Here is a 21679-nt window from a genome sequence, read left to right as displayed (position 1 = left end):
CATTCACCATTCTGCGAAGGCGCCGTCGGGGTGGCGCCAGACCGGTCCGCGCCAGGCGTGGCCGCGCTTGTCCGCGGCACGGACCACGGCCTCGTCGATCTCGATGCCCAGGCCAGGCCCGGTCAGCCGTTCGATGTGGCCGTCGACGAATTTCAGCGGACTCTTGTCCACCACGTAGTCAAGGACCTCGGCGCCCTGGTTGTAGTGGATGCCGATGCTTTGCTCCTGGATCAGGAAGTTGGGCGTCGCGAAGCCCACCTGCAGGCAGGCGGCGAGTGCCAGCGGGCCGAGCGGGCAGTGCGGGGCCAGCTGGACCTCGTAGATTTCGGCGAGCGAGGCGATCTTGCGGACCTCGGTGATGCCGCCGGCGTGTGAGAGGTCCGGCTGGGCCACGGCGATGCCGGCCTGCAGCGCGGGCAGGAATTCCTGCCGGCTGTAAAGCCGCTCGCCGGTGGAGACCGGCGTCGTGGTCGATGAGGTGAACTCCCGGAGCAGGTGGGTGTTTTCCGGGACCACGGGTTCTTCGAGGAAGAAGGGCCGGTACGGTTCCAGCAGCGGCGCCACGCGCCGGGCGTTTGCCAGGCTAAAGCGGCCGTGGAAGTCGACGGCGACGTCGCGGTGGTCACCGAGCACCTCGCGGGCGGCGGCGACCCGGCGGACGACGCCGTCGAGTTCGGCGACGGAGGCGATCGGGCTCATCCGGCCGCTGGCGTTCATCTTCACCGCGGTGAGACCTACCTCCAGCTGGGCGCTGATCTGGTCCGCCACCTCGTTCGGCTCGTCCCCGCCCACCCAGCCGTACATCCGGATCCGGTCGCGGACGTGGCCGCCCAGGAGCTGGTGCACGGGGGTGTTGAAATGCTTCCCCGCGATGTCCCACAGCGCCTGGTCCAGACCGGAGACGGCGCTGGCCAGGATGGGCCCGCCCCGGTAGAAGGAGCCCTTGGTCATGACCTGCCAGTGGTCCTCGATCCGGAGTGCGTCGTTGCCGATCAGCAGCTCGGAGAGCTGGTCGACGGCGGTGCGCACCGTTTCGCTGCGGCCCTCGCAGCTTGCCTCGCCCCAGCCGACGATCCCGCTGTCGGTTTCGATCCGGACGAAGAGCCAGCGCGGCGCGACGAGGAAGGTTTCAATCCTGCTGATGCGTGTCATGTGCTGCCTAGCCCTTGGTCGCACCGGCGGTCAGACCGGAGACGATGTACTTCTGCGTGAAGAGCGCAATGATCATGATCGGGATGGTGACCACCGTGGCGGCCGCCATCAGCCCGCCCCAGTCGATGCTGGCGTAGGAGACGAAGTCGAAGATCGCCACCGGCAGGGTCTTGGTCTTGGAGCCGGAGAGCACCAGGGCGAACATGAAGTTGTTCCACGAGAAGATGAAGGACAGGATGCCGGCGGTGGCGATACCGGAGACGGACAGCGGCAGCGTGATGCGGCGGAACGCGCCGATCGGGGTGAGGCCGTCAACCTGGGCCGATTCCTCCAGCTCCAGCGGCAGCGAATCGAAGTAGCTCATCATGATGTAGACGATCAGCGGCAGCGCGACGAACATGTGGCTGAGGATCAGCACCTCGAAGCCGCCCACCATCTTCAGGTTGGAGAAGACGTAGTACCAGGGCACCAGCAGCGAGACGCCCGGGATGACGCGGGCCATCAGGACCACCAGGGCCGAGCGGTGCATGGTGAAGCGGCTCATCGCGTAGGCCGCCGGGACGCCGAGGACCAGCGACAGTGCGGTGGAGACGAACGCCACCCAGAAGCTGTTGAAGATGAAGACGAAGTAGTTGTTCCGCTGCAGCACGTTGGCGTAGTTCTCGCCAGTGGGAGTGAAGACGAACGACTTGGCCGTGTCGTAAATGTCCACGTTGGTCTTGAAGGACGCCAGCAGCATCCAGATCAGCGGCGCGACCAGGAACAGCACCACCGCGACCAGGGCGGCAACACGGAACACCTTGTAGGCGCGGGTGGCCAGCGGCTTGCGGCGGCGCGGGGCCGGTGCCTGCCGGGCGGCTGCGGTCCGGGATTGGGTGTCTTGGGTCTGGACGGTCATTTGCTTACCGCTTTCTTGCGCATGGTCAGCAGCCACATGGTGCCGATGATGATCATGAAGAACAGGATCAGCACCGCGGAGGAGAGCCCGTACTGGTTGTAGTCAAAGCTCAGGCCGTAGGCGTAGACGTTGAGGGTCTCCACCTCGTGGAAGGAGCCGCCGCCCTTGCCCTTGGTGGCGTAGAGGATGTCGAAGGTCTTCAGGGCGTCGATGCCGCGCAGCAGGATGGCGACGATTACCGTCGGCATCATCAGCGGCAGGGTGATGAAGAAGAAGCGCTGGGCGGCGTTGGCGCCGTCCATCCGGGCAGCCTCGTCCGGTTCCTCGGAGAGCGAGGTCAGGCCGGCAAGCAGGATCAACACGACCATCGGGGTCCACTGCCAGATGTCCATGAAGATCGTGGTGCCCAGGGCGGTGTCCTGGCCGGACAGCCACGGCTGCGGCGGGATGCCGATCATGCCGAGCAGCTGGTTGACGAAGCCGATGTTCGGGTCGAAGATCAGCCGCCACATCATGCCGACGGCCACCGGGGTGGCGACAAGCGGCAGCAGGATGGCGACCCGCACCCATTTTTCGCCGCGGAAGGGCCGCCACAGCAGCAGGGCGATGCCCATGCCCAGAACGACCTCGCAGACCAGGGCGACGCCGGTGAAGGACAGCGTGCGGCCGACGGCGGGCCAGAACCGTTCGACGTCGGAGAGTACCGTCACGTAGTTCTCCAGGCCGATGAACTCGGATGCGGCGCGGACCGACCCCTGCGAGTCAGTCAGGCTCAGGTACAGCGTCCAGGCCAGCGGGAAGATGATCAGGACGCCCACGAAGATCATGGCGGGCGCGGCGAAAAGCCACTTGCGGTGCCGGTTGGCCCAGGCGGAGAAGTTCTCCCCCGGGCCGGGCGTGCGGGCCGCGCTGCGGCCGGCGCCGCGGGTGGTGCCGCCGCGGGAGGTGTTCAGTACAGACATGGTTCACCTAAGGAGTTGGGGGTGAAGTGAAGAGCGTTGCCGCGGCGGGACGGCGGCTGGGCAGCCGTCCCGCCGGGCAGTGTTGCGTCAGGCAGTTCGCGTCACAGTTTGTGACGCAGTTTGCGAAGCAGTTGCGTAGGCGCGGTGCGCCGGAGCGCTACTTCTTTTCGCTGTCCAGGAACTTCTGGAAGGCGTCGTTGGCGGTGTCAGCCGCTGCCGAGGCGTCGCCCCCGGTGATGGTGGCGACGATCGGGGCACCGACGATCTCGCGGGCCTTGCCCACGGTGACAACCTGGGGACGGTCGTGGCCCACACCGGCCTTGGCGCTGGCGGCGATGGCCTCGGCCAGGTCCTTCGGGTAGGTGGAGGTTCCGGCCGGGTCGGCCCAGACCGAGGCACGCGGACCGGGGACGCCGGCCTTCTGTGCTGCCAGCGTGCGTTCCTTGCTGGTGGCCCACTGGATGAACTTCCAGGCGTTGTCCTGGTTGCCGGACGCCTGGTTGACGGCCAGGCCCCACGACGGGATGTTGTACGGCTTGGAGCCGGCGGGGCCGGCGGGCAGCTGGGCAAAGCCGACCTTGTCCGCGACCTTGGACTTGGCCGGATCGGTGGCGTTCTTGTAGAGCGAGTCCGCTTCGGTGTAGAAGGCGGCCTTGCCCTGGGTGAAGATTGCCATCGCCTCGGGCCAGCTCATGTCGGTGCTGACGTTCTTGGGGCCGTAGTTCTTGATCAGGCCGCCGTAGAAGGAGTAGGCCTTCTTCGCTGCGTCACTGCCGACGGCGGACTTGCCGTCGGCGTCGGTGAAGTCACCGCCGAAGCTGTAGAGGAAGCTGGAGAACTGGGTCACGGCCGCGGACTTGCCGGTGCGGGCCACGAAGCCGGCGGTGTCCGGGTTGGCGGCGGCGATCTTCTTGGCGGCGGCCTCGAGCTCGTCCATGGTCTTGGGGACCTGGATGCCGGCGGCCTGCAGCAGGTCCTTGCGGTAGTAAAGGACTTCGCGTTCGGTGATGATCGGGACGCCGACGACCTTGCCGTCCACCGTGGTGGCCTTGACGGGTCCTTCCTGGTAGTCCTTCCAGTCCCAGTTCGCGTCCGAGGAGACCTTGGACGTCAGGTCAGCGAGGTAGCCGTTCTTGGCGAACGCCTTGCCCTCCTGCAGCGGACGGTACATCATCACGTCGATCTCGTCGCTGCCGGCGTTGAGCTTGACGTTGTACTGGTCCGAAAGCTGGTCTTCGCCGAGCTGGGTGAGTTCGACCTTGAGGCCGGTCGCCTTTTCGAATTCCGGAATGGCGGCCTTGATGCCCTCGGTCCATACGTGGTTGGCCAGCGTGACCCGGACCGTGCCGGCGGCCTTGGCGTCGCCGCCACCGCCGCCGCAGGCGGTCAGCCCGAGCGACAGCGCCGCGGCTACGGCCGCGTACTTCACAATTGAACGTCGCTTCATTACGACTCCCTTGTCTTCAGGGCCGGATCAGGCTCCAGCCACCCGCGGATGCATCTTTACATCTGCTCTGGAGCGATCTTAGAGAAATAAAGCAGACTTAAACAACCCCTTGCGCCCACCCGTATGATTTATTCATGCAAACCCCAAAGGCGGAGTCTTCAGCAGACCTGCACTCCGTGCTCGTCCAGACCCTGGGGCTCGCTATTGCCGAGGGGAGCCTGGCGCCGCACTCGATCCTCCGCCTGGACGAGCTGGAGGCGCAGCACAGCGTGTCGCGCTCGGTGGTGCGGGAGGCCACCCGGGTGCTCTCCTCGATGGGCATGCTGGAATCCCGGCGCCGGCTGGGCACGGTGGTGCAGCCGGAGGAGTCCTGGAACCTTTACGACCCGCAGGTGATCCGCTGGCGGCTGGCCTCATCCAGGCGGGTGGACCAGTTGCGGGCGCTGAACGAACTCCGCGGCGCGATCGAGCCGCAGGCGGCCCGACTGGCGGCCGAACGGGCCTCCTGGGACACCGGCAGCGATCTCGTCGCCCAGGCCGCGCGGCTCTGGGCGGCCGGGCAGCGCGGGAACCAGGACGAGTTCCTGCGGCTCGACATCGAGTTCCATGCCTCCGTGCTCCGGGCCTCGGGCAACCCGATGTTTTCGCAGCTGCACAACCTGGTCGCCGAGGTCCTCACCGGCCGCACCGAGCACGGCCTGATGCCGCACCTGCCCCAGCACGAGGCGCTCCAGCTGCACGTGGACGTGGCCAGCGCCATCCAGCGCGGCGAGATGGACACCGCGCACGCGGCGATGCGACGGATCGTGGAGCAGTCCACCGAGGAGATCGGCGACATCTGGTCCAGCCACCAGGGCGGTCCGGCCTAAGAACCACGACGCGGGGTCAGATACGGCCCATGTTGGGCCCTGGGATGGGCCGTATCTGACCCCGCGTTGTTCCCTAGCGGCCGCCCTCGAGCTTTCGGCTGCGCTGCTCCTGGGCCATGGGCCCGTACGGATAGACGCCGACGCGGGGCTGGCTGACCTCGGTCAGCCGATCCGTCTCAGCGTCGGTAAGCCGGAGGTCCGCTGCCGCCAGGTTGTCCGCGAGCTGCTCGGTGCTCCGCGCCCCCAGGATCACCGAGGTGACCGCCGGCCGGTCCGCCAGCCACGCGAGCGCCACCTGGGACGGGCTCACGCCGTGCCGCCCCGCCGTTTCCTGTACCTCGGCAATGACGTCCCAGGTCCGCGGGTCACCGTTGCGGGCCTCCCACGCCTCCATCCCGCGTTTGGGATTTTCGCCGAGCCGGGTGGCGCCGGCGGGCGGCTGGTCGCGCTTGTATTTGCCGGACAGCCAGCCGCCGCCCAAAGGCGACCAGGGCAGCAGGCCGATCTCGGCGTCGAGCGCTGCCGGGACGATTTCCGACTCGATCTCGCGGACCAGCAGGCTGTACTGCGGCTGCAGTGTCACGGGCGCGCTCCAGCCCTGGGCCTTGGCCACGTGGACGGCCTTGGTCAGCTGCCAGCCCAGGAAGTTGGAAAAGCCGTAGTAGGCGATCTTGCCGCTGCTGACGGCGTCGTGCAGGAACCGGAGGGTCTCCTCCAGCGGGGTCACCGGATCCCACGCGTGCAGCTGGTAAAGGTCGATCTGCTCGACGCCGAGCCGGCGCAGCGAGTCATCCAACGCCCGGGCCAGGTGACGGCGGGAGGTCCCGACGTCGTTGGGTGCCTGGCCCATCGGGAAGCGTCCCTTCGTCGCCACGACGGCCCGGTCCCGGAGCTCGGGCCGTTCGGCCAGCCACCGGCCGATGATTTCCTCCGACACCCCCGAGCTGTAAACGTCGGCAGTGTCGATGAAGTTGCCGCCGGCCTCGAAGTAGGCGTCCAGGATGGCGCGGGACTGCTCCTCGCTGGCCTCGGCGCCGAAGGTCATGGTGCCCAGCGCATAGTTGGAGACAACGGCGCCGCTGTTGCCCAGGGTGCGGTATTGCATGAAACTCCTCAGTGGTCGGTGCGGGTCAAGCCGCGCTTCAGTCCTCGGTGGGCGTGGTGCGCAGCGAATGGTAGTTCCGCCAGCTGTGCTCCGGGGCGTAGCCCAGGAGCCGTTTGGCCTTGTCGATCGAGAGCATCGTCTCGTGCTCGCCGAGTTCCTTGACCACCTTGACGTTGGGGAACACCTCGGCGGCCAACTCGCTGCTGGGGCGACTCATCACGGTGTCCTCGTTGGCGATGATGAAGGCCTCGAAGCCCGGCTTGCCGTGCTCCAGCGCCCGAGCCACGGCCTGCGCGCCGTCGCGGCCATCAATGTAGCCCCAGAGGTTCCATTTGCGCAGCGAGGCATCGGCGTCGAACGACGGGAACTCCTCGTAGTCCTCCGGGTCCATCACGTTGGAGAACCGCAGGCCGGTAATGCTCAGCGTGGGGTCCCAGCGGGTCAGCTGGATCGCCATCTGCTCTTCGAGGTGCTTGACCAGCGAGTAGGTGCTTTCCGGCCGGGCCGGGTATTCCTCGTCCACCGGGATGTAGGGAGGGTCGACGTCGAACGGCAGTCCCAGCACCGTCTCGCTGGAGGCGTAGACAATCTTCTTGATGCCGGCCCGGCGCGCGGCCTGGAACACGTTGTAGGTGGCCTGCATGTTGTTCTCGAAGGTCGCGGCGTCGGGAGCGAGGCCCGGGGCCGGGATGGCGGCCAGGTGCACGATTGCGTCGAAGCCTTCATGCCGGTCATCCAGGCCGAGGATGACGTCGACGACCTGCCCGTAGTTGCGCAGGTCCACGCGGGTGAATCCGTGCTCCCGCTCGCCCGCCTGGTCCAGGTTGGTTACCTGGTGGCCGTCGTCGGTGAGCCTGCGGACCACGTTCCTGCCGAGCTTTCCGCTTCCTCCGGTAACTGCAATTCTCATCAAGGTCTCCTCGGTCGTCGGGGCGGCTGCCGTCCCCCCCACCCTAGATCGGACGGCGTCCCCGGTGCACGCCGCACCCGCCGGGGCGCGCCGCCGCGGTGACCTTTGGCCCTAGGCACTGCCGCGGTGACGGGGCAGGGTGGGTGCCATGAGCGGAGATCAGCGGATAGTCGTGGGCGTGGACGGCTCCGAGTTTTCAACGACGGCACTCCGGCTCGCCGGGCGCATGGCCACCAGCCTGAACGCCCCGCTGGAGGTCATCACGTGCCTGGGCACCTCGGATTTCTTCCTCGCGTCCCACCTGCCGGAAGAACGCACCGCCTCGCCAGGCGAGCTCGAGGAGACCGCCAAGCGCCTGGTGGAACAGTCGCTGGAACGGGCCTTCGGCAACTCCCGCCCGGAGCAGCTGAGCCGGCAGATCAAGTTCGGGCCGCCAGCCAAGGTGCTGATCGAGGAGAGCAAGGACGCGCAACTGCTTGTGGTGGGACGGCGCGGCCAGGGCGGCTTCCTCGCCCAGGTGATGGGGTCGGTCAGCGGCGCCTGTGCGGCCCACGCCCATTGCCCGGTGCTGGTGGTCGGCCAGGAGGCCGGCGAAGGCCAGCCGACCGAATGAACGCAGGCCGCACGGCTGCGCCCCGCTTGCCCGCCCGGTTGAAAGGGCCGCTCGCGGCGCTGGCTGCCGCGGCGGCGGCCGCAGGCTACGTGCTCGCCGTACGGCCCCGCCTGCTGCACTGGGGAGCGACCGCCCAGGAAGCGGCCGGCCCCCTGCCGGGCGATGAACTGGTACCCACCGCGCGCCTGCAAAGCACACGGGCCGTCAACATCGCCGCGCTGCCCGCCGTGGTGTGGCCGTGGCTCGTCCAGCTGGGGTCCGGCCGCGGCGGGATGTACAGCTATGACGCCCTGGAGAATGCGGTGGGGCTGGGCATGCACAGTGCGGATCGGATCCTGCCCGAATTTCAACAGCTCTCTGTCGGAGACACCATTCCGCTCGCCCCCGGCGCCGGCATCCCGGTCCGGCGGCTCGAACCGGGGGCGGTGCTGGCCCTGGGCGGCACCATGGATCCGCGCACCGGGCACATCACCGGGCACATCACAGATCACATCACCGGGCATCCCGCGGCGGAGGGACGCCGCCTGACCGGACCTCGCCTGGAACTGGGCTGGACCTTCGTGCTGCAGCCGCTCGGTGCCCGCAGCACCCGGTTGCTCTCGCGGACCCGCTATGACTACTCGCCGCTGCCGCTGGGCATCCCGCTGCGCGTCGTGCTTGAACCGCTGCAGTTCCTGATGGAGCGCCGGATGCTGCTGGGAATCCGCTCCCGCGTGGAGCGGCGCCGGCCCCGCAGCAGGCGCCGCCGGGGAGGGCCGCGGTGAAATCGGCAAGGACCAGCATTCTCGCCGGCATTGTCCTGATGACGGTCGGTGTGCTGTGGCTGCTGGATGTGCTCGGCATCGTCGAGAGCGCCGCCTATCTGGCGCCGCTGATCTTCGCCGCGGTGGGCGTGCTGTTCCTCTCGATCTTCCTCCGGGGCCGGGAGAACTGGTGGGCGGCAATCCCCGGCTCGGTGTTCCTGGGCCTGGCCGCGGTCATCACCGCCACGCAACTCACGGACGGCCGCGCGGGCGGCGCCTTCCTTTTCCTGTTCATGGCGGCCGGATTCGCCGCGGTCTATCTGCGCGAACGGGCCAACTGGTGGGCCCTGATCCCGTGCGGGGTGATGTTCACGCTGGCCATCGTCGTGGCCCTACCGCAGGAACTGCAGGGCACACCTGTGGCCGCCGTCCTGTTCCTCGGGCTGGCGGCCACCTTCGGGCTGCTTTCCCTGGTTCCGGTCCGGACCCCAGACCACACCGGCCGGATGAAGTGGCCCCTGGTCCCGGCGGCAGTCCTCGCCGTGCTTGGCGTGGCCTTCGCTCTGCAGGCGACGGCCGTGCTCATCGCCGTGGACTTCGCCCTCCCGGCCGCCATGATCCTGGCCGGGATCGCCTTGCTGGTGTACGCGTTCCGCGCCCGCCACAACGGGCAGCACAAGACCCACGGCGCCTAGGAGCTCCTTCCTCCGGCCCCGTTGACCTTTCATGGCCGGATCCACGTCCGGACGACTAGGATAATCAGCATGCTTATTAAGCACCCAGAGTTACCGTAACCAGGGAAGGCATAACCATGAGCACGTACCATCCGGAAAATGACCCGGCCAACCCCGATCCGCCAAAACCGGGTGGCGGTTCCGCGCGTCCACAGAGCGTGCCGAACGCGGCGCAGCGCGGCGATCAGGAGCCCCAGGCCGCCGACCAGGGAGCTTCGCCCAATCCCGATCCACTCAGCGGCAAGATTACCGGGCTGGAGCCGGGCGGTGGTGTCCCGCCGGGTGAAACGCCGCCGGCGGAGGGCTCGATGAGCCGCGACCAAGGCCACAGCGAGTAACGCACCCTAACGGGACTGACCGAGGCGTTCCCGCCCGGTTGTTGGCGGCCCGGGCCCCACACGGGCCGCGGTTCCGCGCGGGGGCCGGGCTTCCCCCGGCTGCGGACCGGATGAACCGGGCAGGAACGTCGCCGGCGTCGGACTAGCCGCGGCCGGCACCCACCTAGGCGTCCGCCGACAGCTGGGCCAGGGCGGCACGGAGCCGGGCGCCGGCGTCGTCCGCCACCTCACGGACCGCGGGGCTGTCGCTGAGTTGCACCATGGTCTGGGGATCGATCACGTCCACCGTCGTATCGGCGGCGCCCGGGCCGCGCCGGACCACCACATTGCACGGCAGCAGGGCGCCCATTTCCGGTTCGGCCGCCAGGGCGCGGCTTGCCAGCTGCGGGTTGCAGGCCCCGAGGATCACGTAGTCGCCCAGGGCCTGCGCGGCGTCCTCCCCAAGCTTGGCGGCAAAGGTGTCGCGCACGTTGATCTCGGAGAGGATCCCAAAGCCTTGGCCCGCGAGGGCGGCCCGGGTCTTCTCGACGGCGTCCGCCCAGCTCAGCGGCAGGACGGCGGTGTAGGTATAGCTCATGGCTCACTCCTGGCTGGTGGGGTCGGTTCGGACACGGGCAGGAGGTACTTGGCGAACCAGTCCCTGGCCAGGATGGCCGCCGCGGCCAGCGTGCCGGGCTCCTCGAACAGGTGCGTGGCGCCCTGGACCACGGCCAGCTGATTGGGGCACCGCATCATGGCTTTGGCCTTGCGGTTGAGTTCAAGCACCTCATAGTCGAAGCTGCCCACGATCAGCAGCGTCGGCGCGCGGACGGCGGAAAGCCTCGGGCCGGCCAGGTCGGGACGGCCGCCGCGGGAAACGACGGCGGCGATCCGTGCGGAGGGTTCGGAGGCGGACCACAGCGCGGCGCCCGCCCCGGTACTCGCCCCGAAATATCCGACGGCGCAGGAGGCGGTGTCCTCGCGGGTGGCGAGCCAGTCGGTGGCCGAGGACAGCCGGCGCGCCAGCAACTCGATGTCGAAGACGTTGGCGCGGTTGCGCTCCTCCCCCGGCGTGAGCAGGTCGAGCAGCAGGGTGCCCAGCCCGGCGCGCTGGAGCAGGCTGGCCACGAAGCGGTTCCGCGGGCTGTGCCGGCTGCTGCCGCTCCCGTGGGCGAACACCACCACAGCGCGGGCCGGCACGGGCAGGTGCAGATGGCCCTGCAGCCGGACACCCCGGGACGGGATCTCCACCTCTTCGTCGAATTCCACCGGGTCCTCGGAGACCGCCGTCGTCCCGGCCGGACGCGGCGAGTCCTTAAGGCGCCGGGCGGCGGCGTCGAGCAGCTGGATCACCTCGTCGTCCTCGGTGGGCGAGAAGTCGCGGTAGTGGTATCCGACGGCGGCGAAGTGCCGGGGAGTGGCCAGGCAGACCACCTCGTCGGGTTCGCTCAGGCTCGCCAGGGTGTCCGCCGGGGCGACGGGCACGGCCAGGATCACCCGGGCGGCGCCCAGTTTGCGGGCGATGCGGCAGGCGACCCGGGCAGTGGAGCCGGTGGCGATTCCGTCGTCGACGATCACCGCGATGCGGCCGGTCAGGTCCTGGCGCGCGCGCCCCTTCCGGAACCGCGCCACCCGGTTCTCCAGCACGGCCCGTTCGCGGTTCTCGACTGCCTGCAGCTCCTGCTCGCTCACCCTTGCCTGGGCCAGCACATGCTCTTCCAGCACCCTCGCGCCGCCCTCCCCGATCGCCCCCATGGCAAGTTCCGGCTGGTAGGGCAGTCCGAGCTTCCGGACCACAATCACGTCCAGCGGTGCGTCCAGGGCCGCGGCCACCTCGAAGGCGACCGGGACGCCGCCGCGGGGCAGGCCGAGGACCACAATGTCCTTGCCGCGCAGATCCGCGAGCCGCCGCCCCAGTTGCCGCCCGGCATCAACCCTGTCTTCAAAAATGCTCATTGTCTTGGCTTTCCAATCGGGCGCCGGCCGCCGGGCTCATCCGGCGCTGCGCTCCGCAGGCCGGGCATCGGACCAAGTTGGCCGTTTCATCCCACTATCCGTCAGGAGTTCCCGGGATGTGAGGGCCCTTGTACCCGGTTTCGTTTGCGCCGGACCGGCCGTCCCCGGCGGGGTGCCAGCGGGGCCCTGCGTGCGTGACGGGTGGCCGGTTCCGTGGTGCTGAAGCGTGCGGCGCGGCGGGCCACATGGTGGTCCTTGCCCCGGCGCCGGACCCTTGGCAGCACCGGAGCGGCCGGTTGCTGCGCCGCCCGGGAGAAGAACCACTGCTTGGCCAGCTCCACCAGCACCAGGTACACCACGGTCATGCCCAGCAGGGCCAGGAAGAACGGAACCGGCAGCGGATCGAAGCCCAGGACCGCCGCCAGCGGGGACAGCGGAAGGAAGACCCCCAGGGCCACCACGCCCAGCGACGCGCCGAGCAGTCCGAGCGACGGCCGGCTGCGCAGGAAGGGCACTCGGCGGGTCCGGATCGCAAAGATGATCAGCGTCTGGGTCGCGATCGACTCGATGAACCAGCCGGCCCGGAACTCCCCCGGCACCGCATCGAAGACAAAGAGCATCAGGGCGAACGTCGCGAAGTCGAACACCGAGCTGATCGGGCCGAAGAGGAACATGAAGCGCCGGATGAAGGATATGTTCCAGTGCGCCGGTGCCAGCAGCTGCTCCTTGTCCACCCTGTCCCCCGGGATGGCCAGCTGGCCGGTGTCGTAGAGCAGGTTGTTGAGCAGGATCTGCCCCGGCAGCATCGGCAGGAAGCTCAGCACCACGGAGGCCGTTGCGGCGCTGAACATGTTGCCGAAGTTGCTGGAGGTGCCCATCAGCACGTATTTGATGGTGTTGGCGAAGATCCGCCGTCCTTCCATGACGCCGTCGGCCAGCACGCCGAGGTCCTTGTCCAGCAGCACGACGTCGGCGGCGTCCTTGGCGACGTCGGTGGCGCTGTCCACGGAGACGCCGATGTCGGCCTGGTGCAGCGCGAGCGCATCGTTGACGCCGTCGCCCATGAACCCGACCGCACCGCCGCTCTGGCGCAGCAGCCGGATAATCCGGGCCTTCTGCTCCGGCGAGACGCGGGCGAAAATGCTGGCCTCGCGGGCCGCCGCGCTCAACTCCGGGTCGGACATCGCCTCCGCCTCGGCGCCGGTAATGGTCCCGCCGGAGAGCACACCGAGTTCGTCGCAGACCCGCTCGGCCACCTTCGCGTTGTCCCCGGTGGCAATCTTGACCGTAATTCCCAGCGCCTCCAGCCGGTCCAGGGACTCCCGCGCATTCGCCTTGGGCCGGTCGAGGAAGACCAGGAAGCCGGCCAGGACCAGGTCCTTCTCGTCAGCTGGTGACATGTCCTCCATGCCGGCGGCGTCCCGGGTGGCCACGGCCACCACGCGCGAACCGGCGTCGAACTGTTCGTCCAGCAGGGCCTGCACCTTGGCGGGCGTGGCGCCGCACAGGGCCAGGACGTCCTCCGGCGAGCCCTTGGTGATGATCCGGGCGGGGCCGCCGGCCTCGCGGACCAGCACGCTGGTCCGCCGGCGCTGGTGGTCAAAGTCGATCACGTCGAGCCGCTCATAGCGCGAAGGTTCGAACGCCGCCGCCTGCGGGGACTGCCAGAGCGCGGCGTCCAGCGGGTTTTGCCCGACGACGGACCGTTTCGCCTCCGCGTAGTCCGCCTCGGTGGCCAGCAGCCCCAGGCTGAACAGCTTATCCGCGGACACGCCGGCCGCCACCGGCAGGGCCGCCGTGAAGCTGATCCTGCCCTCTGTCAGGGTTCCGGTCTTGTCCGTGACCAGGATGTCCATGTCGCCGAGGTCCTCGATGCAGACCAGCCGCTTGACCAGCACTTTGCGTTTGGCCAGCTGGCGGGTGCCGGTGGCCAGGCTCGTGCTGACGACGGCGGGCAGCAGCTGCGGGGTGATTCCGACGGCGATGGCCAGGGAGAACAGCAGCGACTCGATCACAGGGCGCTGCAGCAGCAGGTTGGCGATGAAGATAAGCGAAGTCAGTGCGATGGCCACCTGCAGCAGCAGGAAGGAGAACCGCTTGAGCCCGAGCTGGAATTCGGTCTGCGGCTGCCGTTCGCCCAGGCCGAGCGCAATCCGGCCGAACTCCGCCCGGCCGCCGGTCGCCACCACCACCCCGGTGCAGCTGCCGGACTGGATGACGGTGCCCATGAACAAGCAGGACGTCAGGTCCCCCAGGGCGACACCGCCGGCCACCGGCGCGGGATCCTTGCCCACCGGCAGCGACTCCCCGGTCAGGATGCTTTCGTCGCAGAGCAGGTCCTTGACCGTCAGCAGGCGCAGGTCGGCCGGGATGATTGCGCCCAGGCCCAGCTGCACGACGTCGCCGGGCACCAGGGCGGTCACGTCCACCTCGCGCGCGGTGCCGTCGCGGAGCACGACGGCGGTGTGCGTGACCCGTGAATGCAGCGCCTCCGCGGCGCGCTCGGCCCGGAATTCGTTGCTGAAGCCCAGGCCCACACTGACAAGCAGGATCACGCCGATGACGATCGAGTTGGTGGCGTCCCCCAGGAAGAGCGAGAGCCCGGCGGTGACGAGCAGGAGGATCAGGATGGGGCTGCGGAATTGCCGGCCCAGCACGGACCAGCCGCTTGCCTCATGCGTGCGGACCGCATTCGGCCCCAGCATGGCAAGCTGCTCCGCCGCTTCCGCTTCGCTTAGGCCACCCGCAGCTGAACCCAGCCGGGCGAGCACTGTGCCCGCCTCGGTGCCGGCGGCGTCCGCGATGGTAAGCGGCGGGGAGGCGGACTCCCTGGTTTCGAGCTGTGACATACAGAATCCGTCCGACTACCTCGAGATACCGCTAAGACTACGTCGGGAGCCGCCGGGAGTCATTTGGGTCGGGAAAGGCTCGCGGCCGGGCTGCCGGCCCCGCGGCGAATCCGCCGAAAGGATCCGGCGAATGTCCCGGCAAAACGGCTGCAAAGTCCTGTATATAATTTTTCCCGGTACGGTTTAGCAGAAGGCCGTTGGATAGTTCTTCGATCCGGCTTCGCTGCCGCTACCACCGCCCTCTTTCGCTGCTGTGGTGCGTCCCGCCTCGCCGGCTCGATTCGACCCGAGCGAAACGGCATCAAGGAATAGTGGTAAGCGAGTCAACCGCAACATCGATCAACCAGCACTTGCATCAGCTCGTGTTGAACAGCGCCGACGTGGAGGAATTCCTCGGCGAATTGGCCCGCGTCTCGGCGCGCAGCCTTTCCGAGCCCGGCGACGAAGTCCTGTGTGGAATTACGCTGCTCCGGCAACGGAAAGCCGCCACCGTGGCCAGCAGCAGTACGGCTGCGCAGGCCATGGACGAGATCCAGTACGGCTTCAGCGACGGCCCCTGCGTGACGGCCTCCCGCGAACAGGAAACGGTATACATTGCCGACCTCGACGATGACACGCGCTGGCCACAGTGCGCCGCCATGGTCCGGGAGCACGGCATGCGCTCCATCCTCGCCGTACCGTTCCTGCTGGACGGCGAAACCCGCGCCGCGCTGAACCTGTATTCACACCGTCCCCACCGCTTTGACGAACGCGCCCAGGAGCTGGCGAGCATCTTCGTGCGACAAACGACCATGGCTCTGGGGCTGGCAGTGCGTTTCGCGCACTTCAGCGAGACGGCCGACAACCTCAAGGCGACGCTGGAGACGCGCACCGCGATCGACGTCGCGGTCGGCATCATCATGGCGCAGAACCGGTGCAGCCAGGCCGAAGCCTTCGAGCTGCTAAAGACCGCATCAAGCACCCGCAACGTCAAGCTTCACGCCGTCGCCTCCGCCATCGTGGACGGTCTGGGCCAGGGCCCGACGCGGACCCACTTCGAGGACTAGGCCCCGGACCCCTCACACCGGGGCCGGTGCGCCCGCTTCTGCCAGCACGGTGCGGATGGTGTCCTCGTCGGCAAGGATCCGGAAATGGCCGCCGGTATCCAGCTGGACGTTCCGCGCTCCGGGAAGCACGCTGCCCTCCGGGATGTGCGGATCGAAGAGGCCGTAGACGGAAGTGATGCGTTCGTTGACGCTCTGCTCGCGGGACAGCTGCAAGGTGACGGCGTTGCGCGGCGACAACGCCCGCAGGCTCGGCAACAGCATGTAGCTTGCGTAACGGGAACCCAAGAACGGGGAGCACACCGCCACCATCCGGGTGATGCGCCGCGTCTGGTCCAGCGACATCATCGTGTACTTGCCGATCAGCCCGCCCTTGCTGTGCGCCACAATCATCGTGTCCCTGAGGTCCCTCTGGTGGAGGTAGTCGGCGATCAGTGCCGCCGCCTTCGGTACCGCGAGCCGGTTGCGCTGCAGCACGGTCACCACGTGCACCGGGTGCCCTGCCTCGTGCAGCTCCCGGATCAGCGGAAGCATAAAGCGCCAGTCCTCGTAGATGCCGGGGATGACGACGACGGGCCGTCCGGTGCCGCTGAGGAATTCGTCGGGACTGACGCGGGATACCGCACTGCGCAGCTGCCGGCCGACGGCGTAGGCATAGTCCCGGGCCCACCAGCCGGCGATCTGGACGAGCGTGCTCACGCGGTGAATCCTTGCGGCGCTTCGCTTTCATCAGCTGCGATGCCGGCGAAGGCAAGGATGGAGCCGGCAACCTCGACGGCACGGTTGTGCTGGACCACGTGCCCGGTTCCTGGGATCTCTTCGAACTGTCCGGTGGCCGCCCGTCCGGCAAGCCGGCGGCACCAGTCCACCGGGGCCACCGGGTCGTTCGCGCCCCGCAGCACGAGGACGGGGGCGCTCACCGCGCCGATCCGCTCCTCGAGGCGGTAGTCCATCATGATCCGCAGGTTCTTCAGGTACCAGACCGGTCCGCAGCGGAGATAGTCGGTGAAAACCAAGGCGTTGGAGGACGGGCTCTCGAAGAACAGGCAGTCCCGGCCCAGTGCCAGGGCCTGCTGCGCTACGGTCGGCCGCTTGTCATTGACCACCGGACCCATCAGCACCACATGGGGTATCCGCTGCGGCTGCTGCAGGGCGGCTTCCACCGCGAACTGGGTCCCCATCGAGTGCCCCACCACCACGAACTCCAGCACTCCCAGCTGCTCGAGCGCGCCCAGGAGGTAGGTGGCCTGCTCCGCAACGGTGAGCGTGTGCTCCGGCGTGGGCGTGACCCCGAAGCCCGGCAAGTCGATCGAGAACGTGTCAACGGAGTCAGCCAGCAGCCCGTGCAGGCGGCGCAGGTAGCGGTGTGAGGCCCCGATCCCGTGGAGGAGTACGACGGCGGGTGCAGCCGCCTGCGTTCCGGCCGGCCGCCGGGAGGCAAAGACGTGGCCCAGATGGCCAGCGGCCTCGACCTCGATCCGCACGGGCGTGCTCATGGTGGGTCTCGTTTCTGTTCAGTGTCTAGTAAGCATACTGACAGACTCTCGCTGGCCCCGGGCGCCCCGGACCCATTTCGACGGTTCCCTGCGGGTCCGTAGCGCGGGAACGTCGTGTGCGCAGGGAACCGTCGAAACGGCGAAACGGCGAAACGGCGAAACGGCGAAACGGCGAAACGGTTGGCGCCGCTAGCTGGGCGCCGGACCGAGCGGCTCTTCGGTGCTTTCCCGCTCCGGGGCAGCCTCCTTGAGCTCGACGAAGATTGTGTGGGTCTCGGTGTCGCCGGTGTTCTCGCCCGAGTGGGACTGCGCGGGCAGCCAGCGCGCCAGCCCGGAGGGAAGTTCGACGTCGACCTCCCGGCCGTGGGCGGAGAGCCGGCGGCGGAAGCTGCTGAGCGTGATCATCACGCTGTCGGGATGAGAATGCTCGACGGTTTTTCCCCCGGGCTGGTCCGTGTACTCCAGCACGCGCACCCGTTCATTCTCGAATACCACCCGGTACAAGCCCGGGTTCGCTGCCACCGGATCCTGGTCCATGGCCAGACTCTAGTCCCGGCGGAAGTCGCCCGCTAGAGCGTACTGCGGCCGTCTGTACTAGGGCATGCCTCCACTGTAGTTTGGTGTGACCATCCGGGGGTGAAACCCACGGACCCACCATCGGAGGAACGCATGAGCAACAAGCCAGTCGAGCCCGAGGACATCGTGAATGACGGTGTGGAGGGCGCCCAGAAGCCCGTCCCGCGCGAAGGTAGCGGCATTGACACTCCCCAGACGGCGGCGGGCGCTCCGGAATCCGGCACGTCCGGAACGCACGCACCGGGCAAGAGCGACTCGCAGACGGTGCCTGGACCGGCAGAGGAAGACGACGAAAAGACAGCGGACGACCGCGGCCTCACCACCGACACCACGCCGGACTGAGCAGCAGCCGCCGGTCGGCCTAGCTGGCGGCCGGCGCGATGTTGACGAGCCAGTCCACTCCGAACTTGTCCTTGCACATGCCGAAGGTGTCTCCCCACGGGGCCTTCTCCAGCGGCATCGTCACGGTGCCGCCATCTGACAGCTTGTCCCAGTAGCCGCGCAATTCAGCCTCGTCGGTGCCGCTGAGGGACACCGAGAAGTTGTTGCCGGGGGTGTAGTCCATGCTGTTCGGGGTGTCGGCACCCATCAGCACCAGCCCCTTTTCGCCGGTCAGCATGGCGTGCATGATCTTGTCCTGCTCGGCAGGGTCCTCGCTGGCCTGGAATTCCGCGAAGGTGCTCATATTCAGCTCGCCGCCAAACACAGACTGGTAGAAGGTCATGGCCTCCCGCGCGTTGTCGCGGAAGCCAAGGTAAGGGTTAAGCGTGGTCATATCCGGGACTCCTTGGTAGCGGGTGGCGGCGGTGCGGGCGAAATCAACGCCCGCTCCGCCGCAGCGTACAGGCATATCCTGCCCGAAACCGTGCAGTCTTCATAGGGCCCGCCCGCCGCCAGGGAGCTGTCCCCGGCGGCGGCTCCCGTCGGAGGCCGCCTAGGCGGTCTGGCCGGCGTGCTCCCCTTCGGCGATTTCTTCGAGCAGCTTGTCGTTGAACGCCGGCAGATCGTCCGGGTTCCGGCTCGTCACGAGGCCCTGGTCCACCACCACTTCCTCATCCGTCCAGTTCGCGCCCGCGTTCTTTAGGTCGGTCTGAAGCGTGTGGTACGAGGTGAGGTTCCGCCCGCTCACGACGCCGGCGTCGATCAGCAACCAGGGGCCGTGGCAGATCGAGGCCACCGGCTTGTGCTGTTCAAAGAAGCCGCGGGCGAAGGCTTGGGCACCTTTGTCGACGCGGAGGTGGTCGGCGTTTACGACGCCGCCGGGAATCACGAGGGCATGGAAGTCGGAGGCGTTGGCCTGGTCGACGGTCAGGTCGACGTCGAAGGTCTCACCCTTTTCCGTGCCGTCATAGCCCTGCAGCTTTCCGCTCTTGGGCGCCACCAGGGTGGGTTCGCCGCCCGCGTCCTTGACCGCGTTCCACGGGCTGGTCAGCTCGATCTGCTCGACGCCGTCCGTCAGCAGAAACGCGACCTTCTTGCCTGCGATGTTGTGTTCCGACATGTGTCCTCCTCTAGCCAGCGCGAGGGTCCAGGAGCCGTTCGGCCGTTCATGTCCCACGCGGAGAGATTGGTGCCTTACCCAGTCAACTCTAGGAAACAGGAAAATAATAAGCAAGCTGACTATGTGGTTGATTTGTTGCATTTCTATGGACTTCCCGTTGCTGCTGTGGCTATGGTGACGGAAGATGCCGAACTAATCGTCTCGACCTATGCGCCGCACCTGGGGGGTGTTGCACGTGTTGCACGAACGATCTTTCGGGCGCGCCCCGCGCCTGCTTCGACCCGTGTTGCTGGCCGGTGCAGCGACGGCGCTGTGGCTGGCACTTTCCGCAACAGCCGCCAGCGCAGAGACCGGCACGGACCTGGAAATTCCGGGGGGCCTGAACGCAGCATCTTCCTCTCCGTCTACCCCGCCGGAATCCGCGAGCAGGTCAGCGTCCCGAAGTGCCGGGGGCGACAGCTCTGGGCTGTTGTCCCCGGTTTTGGGGCAGGTCGCGGGCTCCGTTGAAAGGGTTATTGCCTCAATTCCCGCAGCGCCAGCGGTTGTTCCCGCGAACACGGTGACCGACCTGGCTTCCCCCGCCGTCGAACTGGTGGACACCGGTGCCGCCGCCCTGGTGGGGACCATCATCCCCGTCGCGACCGAGGCGCTGCCCGCCACCGCTCCCGCGGTGGAGCCGCTGGGGGATGTGCTGAACGGCGCGCAGGCGCTCCCACTGCCTCCCGTCGCCTCTGCGCCGCCCGCCCCCGCGGGGCCGGAGGCCGCCCGACTTGACGCGACGCCTGCACGAACGGGCGGGGCCGCGACCTCGCACCCGAACGCCACCCGCGCCGACGTCGCAGCAGTCCCCACGCCGGCAGCAGTCCCCACGCCGGCAGTCCCCACGCCGGCAGCAGATGACTACAGCCCCCCACAGTCAGGGAGCCTCCCCGTGCCGCCTGCAGTAGGCGGATCCGTCGCCCCACTTCAGCCGGGCGGCGACCTCGGCGGTGAGGAATTCCCTAGCGTTGTCCCCGGGGTGCCTGGTTCGGGGGCGGGCAGCCAGTCTCCGTCCGGACCGAGTGCAGCCACCGTGACCGCACCCTTCCAGCTTCGACCGCCGCCCGGCGCGAGCGAGGCCACCAAACCGCTGCCCCAAGCTTCCAAACCGGCGTCTTTCGACCCCGGATCTTCTCCCGACTAGTTGGAGCCCCTCTGCCCCGCAACGGGCGGACCACGGCTCATCGGACTGCCCATGCAGTCCGCAACACCAACATCTTCAGGAGAAAACATCATGCATACGAACTTGCGCAGAGGGCTGCTTGGCACCCTCTTTGCCGGCGGCCTCCTGGCCCTCGGAACCTCCGTCGCCTGCGCGGCGGATACAACCTCCGGAAGCGACGGCCTCGCCTCCGGCACCCAGGTCATCGCCCCCGTCACCGCACCGGTGACGCTCGGGGCGACGTCGATCGGGATCCTCGGCGACTCCGCCGCCACCACCGAGGGGACCACCGGCGGGACCACCGCACCGGCACCGGCCAGCGCCGACGGGAGCTCCACCTCCGGCGCAGAGGGCCTCGCCTCCGGCACCCAGGTCATCGCCCCTGTCACCGCACCGGTGACGCTCGGGGCGACGTCGATCGGGATCCTCGGCGACTCCGCCGCCACCACCGGCGGGACCACCGGCGGGACCACCGCACCGGCACCGGCCTTCGCCGGCGGAAACACCACCTCCGGCGAAGACGGCCTCGCCTCCGGCACCCAGGTCATCGCCCCCGTCACCGCACCGGTGACGCTCGGGGCGACGTCGATCGGGATCCTCGGCGACTCCGCCGCCACCATCGGCGGGACCACCGGCGGGACCACCGCAGCGGCGCCGGCCAGCGCCGACGGAAACACCACCTCCGGCGAAGACGGCCTCGCCTCCGGCACCCAGGTCATCGCACCCGTCACCGCACCGGTGACGCTCGGAGCGACGTCGATCGGTATCCTCGGCGACTCCGCCGCCACCACCGAGGGCAGCACCGGCGGGACCACCGCACCGGCACCGGCCGACGCCGGCGGAAACACCACCTCCGGACGCAACGGCCTCGCCTCCGGCACCCAGGTCATCGCACCCGTCACCGCACCGGTGACGCTCGGAGCGGCCTCGATCGGTATCCTCGGCAACTCCGAGGCCTCTGCGGGAGTCCCAACGGAGGCCGGAACTGAAGAAGCCGTCACGCCGCCGGGCCTGGACGCCGGAGGCGAAGCGGGAGGCAACGCGGACGGCTCCGGCGCCGCCGTCGGAATGCAGGGCACCCTCCCGACGGCGGAGTTCCCGTCGACCGGCCAGGCTGCTCATCCTGCCGGCGTGGCCGCGCGGCTCGAGGCTCCGGCCTCCGGAGCGGGCATGTTGGCTATGACGGGAACCACTGACGGGTTACACCTTGTGGCGCTGGCCCTTCTGTGCGGCGGCGGCCTGCTGCTAGCGCTGCGGCTCGTACTGCAGCGCCGGGACGGCTAGAGCCGGTTCGCATCGGAAGGCTC

Annotated in this window: 23 protein-coding genes; 9 read left to right on the top strand and 14 right to left on the bottom strand. The window is 68.4% G+C overall.

Annotated features, from left to right (window positions below; all coding sequences use genetic code 11):
• Nucleotides 1–3: 3 nt before the first annotated feature.
• From dgoD to AC1DBD_RS01195, 4 genes are all read right to left on the bottom strand, one after another.
• On the bottom strand, nucleotides 4–1152 hold the full coding sequence (dgoD, locus tag AC1DBD_RS01210) for a galactonate dehydratase (protein WP_441416769.1): 1149 nt from the start codon (nucleotides 1150–1152) through the stop codon (nucleotides 4–6).
• Nucleotides 1153–1159: 7 nt separating this feature from the next.
• On the bottom strand, nucleotides 1160–2050 hold the full coding sequence (locus AC1DBD_RS01205) for a carbohydrate ABC transporter permease (protein WP_441416768.1): 891 nt from the start codon (nucleotides 2048–2050) through the stop codon (nucleotides 1160–1162).
• Complete coding sequence (locus tag AC1DBD_RS01200; protein WP_441416767.1) at nucleotides 2047–3012, bottom strand: carbohydrate ABC transporter permease; 966 nt, start codon at nucleotides 3010–3012, stop codon at nucleotides 2047–2049. The genes AC1DBD_RS01205 and AC1DBD_RS01200 overlap by 4 nt, the downstream gene beginning before the upstream one ends.
• Before the next feature lie 157 nt (nucleotides 3013–3169).
• Complete coding sequence (locus tag AC1DBD_RS01195) at nucleotides 3170–4459, bottom strand: ABC transporter substrate-binding protein (RefSeq protein ID WP_441416766.1); 1290 nt, start codon at nucleotides 4457–4459, stop codon at nucleotides 3170–3172.
• A 134-nt stretch (nucleotides 4460–4593) separates the two neighbouring features.
• On the opposite strand from AC1DBD_RS01195, the gene AC1DBD_RS01190 reads away from it, so the two are divergent.
• Nucleotides 4594–5328: a FadR/GntR family transcriptional regulator gene (locus AC1DBD_RS01190; protein ID WP_175323859.1), complete on the top strand. Its 735-nt coding sequence runs from the start codon at nucleotides 4594–4596 to the stop codon at nucleotides 5326–5328.
• 73 nt (nucleotides 5329–5401) lie between these two features.
• Here AC1DBD_RS01190 and AC1DBD_RS01185 read toward each other — a convergent pair whose 3' ends face one another.
• Both AC1DBD_RS01185 and AC1DBD_RS01180 read right to left on the bottom strand, forming a co-directional pair.
• The gene (locus AC1DBD_RS01185) at nucleotides 5402–6433 is read right to left on the bottom strand and encodes an aldo/keto reductase (RefSeq protein ID WP_476981262.1); all 1032 of its coding nucleotides are present in this window, start codon (nucleotides 6431–6433) and stop codon (nucleotides 5402–5404) included.
• A 37-nt stretch (nucleotides 6434–6470) separates the two neighbouring features.
• The gene (locus tag AC1DBD_RS01180) at nucleotides 6471–7343 is read right to left on the bottom strand and encodes an NAD-dependent epimerase/dehydratase family protein (protein ID WP_441416764.1); all 873 of its coding nucleotides are present in this window, start codon (nucleotides 7341–7343) and stop codon (nucleotides 6471–6473) included.
• Nucleotides 7344–7491: 148 nt separating this feature from the next.
• Here AC1DBD_RS01180 and AC1DBD_RS01175 point away from each other — a divergent pair, with 148 nt between their 5' ends.
• From AC1DBD_RS01175 to AC1DBD_RS01160, 4 genes are all read left to right on the top strand, one after another.
• Nucleotides 7492–7956, top strand: coding sequence for a universal stress protein (locus AC1DBD_RS01175; RefSeq protein ID WP_441416763.1), 465 nt, complete (start codon nucleotides 7492–7494; stop codon nucleotides 7954–7956).
• Nucleotides 7953–8720: an SRPBCC family protein gene (locus AC1DBD_RS01170; RefSeq protein ID WP_441416762.1), complete on the top strand. Its 768-nt coding sequence runs from the start codon at nucleotides 7953–7955 to the stop codon at nucleotides 8718–8720. Before AC1DBD_RS01175 ends, AC1DBD_RS01170 begins: the two co-directional genes overlap by 4 nt.
• Nucleotides 8717–9394 carry a hypothetical protein gene (locus AC1DBD_RS01165; RefSeq protein ID WP_441416761.1) on the top strand — a complete coding sequence of 226 codons (678 nt, stop codon included), beginning with the start codon at nucleotides 8717–8719 and terminating at the stop codon, nucleotides 9392–9394. Before AC1DBD_RS01170 ends, AC1DBD_RS01165 begins: the two co-directional genes overlap by 4 nt.
• Before the next feature lie 116 nt (nucleotides 9395–9510).
• Nucleotides 9511–9771 (top strand): DUF6480 family protein, encoded by a 261-nt coding sequence (locus AC1DBD_RS01160; protein ID WP_441416760.1) that lies wholly within the window; start codon nucleotides 9511–9513, stop codon nucleotides 9769–9771.
• 163 nt (nucleotides 9772–9934) lie between these two features.
• Here AC1DBD_RS01160 and AC1DBD_RS01155 read toward each other — a convergent pair whose 3' ends face one another.
• The 3 genes from AC1DBD_RS01155 to mgtA form a co-directional block, all read right to left on the bottom strand.
• On the bottom strand, nucleotides 9935–10348 hold the full coding sequence (locus AC1DBD_RS01155) for a DUF302 domain-containing protein (RefSeq protein ID WP_441416759.1): 414 nt from the start codon (nucleotides 10346–10348) through the stop codon (nucleotides 9935–9937).
• On the bottom strand, nucleotides 10345–11706 hold the full coding sequence (locus tag AC1DBD_RS01150) for a phosphoribosyltransferase family protein (protein ID WP_441416758.1): 1362 nt from the start codon (nucleotides 11704–11706) through the stop codon (nucleotides 10345–10347). Before AC1DBD_RS01150 ends, AC1DBD_RS01155 begins: the two co-directional genes overlap by 4 nt.
• Before the next feature lie 101 nt (nucleotides 11707–11807).
• A complete protein-coding gene (mgtA, locus tag AC1DBD_RS01145; protein WP_476981261.1) occupies nucleotides 11808–14555 on the bottom strand; it encodes a magnesium-translocating P-type ATPase in 2748 nt (915 codons plus the stop codon).
• Between the two features lie 311 nt (nucleotides 14556–14866).
• Between mgtA and AC1DBD_RS01140 the strand changes: the two genes are divergently transcribed.
• On the top strand, nucleotides 14867–15601 hold the full coding sequence (locus AC1DBD_RS01140) for a GAF and ANTAR domain-containing protein (protein WP_441416756.1): 735 nt from the start codon (nucleotides 14867–14869) through the stop codon (nucleotides 15599–15601).
• Between the two features lie 12 nt (nucleotides 15602–15613).
• On the opposite strand, the gene AC1DBD_RS01135 is transcribed toward AC1DBD_RS01140, so the two are convergent.
• From AC1DBD_RS01135 to AC1DBD_RS01125, 3 genes are all read right to left on the bottom strand, one after another.
• Nucleotides 15614–16297, bottom strand: coding sequence for an esterase/lipase family protein (locus AC1DBD_RS01135; RefSeq protein WP_441416755.1), 684 nt, complete (start codon nucleotides 16295–16297; stop codon nucleotides 15614–15616).
• Complete coding sequence (locus AC1DBD_RS01130) at nucleotides 16294–17094, bottom strand: alpha/beta fold hydrolase (protein WP_476981260.1); 801 nt, start codon at nucleotides 17092–17094, stop codon at nucleotides 16294–16296. The genes AC1DBD_RS01135 and AC1DBD_RS01130 overlap by 4 nt, the downstream gene beginning before the upstream one ends.
• Before the next feature lie 189 nt (nucleotides 17095–17283).
• Nucleotides 17284–17631, bottom strand: coding sequence for a cupin domain-containing protein (locus AC1DBD_RS01125; protein ID WP_476981259.1), 348 nt, complete (start codon nucleotides 17629–17631; stop codon nucleotides 17284–17286).
• A gap of 132 nt (nucleotides 17632–17763) precedes the next feature.
• Between AC1DBD_RS01125 and AC1DBD_RS01120 the strand changes: the two genes are divergently transcribed.
• Nucleotides 17764–18012 carry a hypothetical protein gene (locus AC1DBD_RS01120; protein ID WP_441416752.1) on the top strand — a complete coding sequence of 83 codons (249 nt, stop codon included), beginning with the start codon at nucleotides 17764–17766 and terminating at the stop codon, nucleotides 18010–18012.
• A gap of 19 nt (nucleotides 18013–18031) precedes the next feature.
• Here AC1DBD_RS01120 and AC1DBD_RS01115 read toward each other — a convergent pair whose 3' ends face one another.
• Together AC1DBD_RS01115 and AC1DBD_RS01110 are read right to left on the bottom strand one after the other, a co-directional pair.
• Nucleotides 18032–18445 (bottom strand): VOC family protein, encoded by a 414-nt coding sequence (locus tag AC1DBD_RS01115; protein ID WP_441416751.1) that lies wholly within the window; start codon nucleotides 18443–18445, stop codon nucleotides 18032–18034.
• Between the two features lie 159 nt (nucleotides 18446–18604).
• A complete protein-coding gene (locus tag AC1DBD_RS01110) occupies nucleotides 18605–19171 on the bottom strand; it encodes a type 1 glutamine amidotransferase domain-containing protein (RefSeq protein ID WP_175323873.1) in 567 nt (188 codons plus the stop codon).
• A 559-nt stretch (nucleotides 19172–19730) separates the two neighbouring features.
• On the opposite strand from AC1DBD_RS01110, the gene AC1DBD_RS01105 reads away from it, so the two are divergent.
• Together AC1DBD_RS01105 and AC1DBD_RS01100 are read left to right on the top strand one after the other, a co-directional pair.
• Nucleotides 19731–20354, top strand: a complete 624-nt coding sequence (locus AC1DBD_RS01105; RefSeq protein WP_476981258.1) for a hypothetical protein — start codon at nucleotides 19731–19733, stop codon at nucleotides 20352–20354.
• 90 nt (nucleotides 20355–20444) lie between these two features.
• Nucleotides 20445–21656 carry a DUF320 domain-containing protein gene (locus AC1DBD_RS01100; protein WP_476981257.1) on the top strand — a complete coding sequence of 404 codons (1212 nt, stop codon included), beginning with the start codon at nucleotides 20445–20447 and terminating at the stop codon, nucleotides 21654–21656.
• Nucleotides 21657–21679: the final 23 nt, after the last annotated feature.

It is taken from the genome of Arthrobacter sp. 10T419 (assembly GCF_056394105.1).
This window is presented reverse-complemented; position numbering and strand designations above follow the sequence as displayed.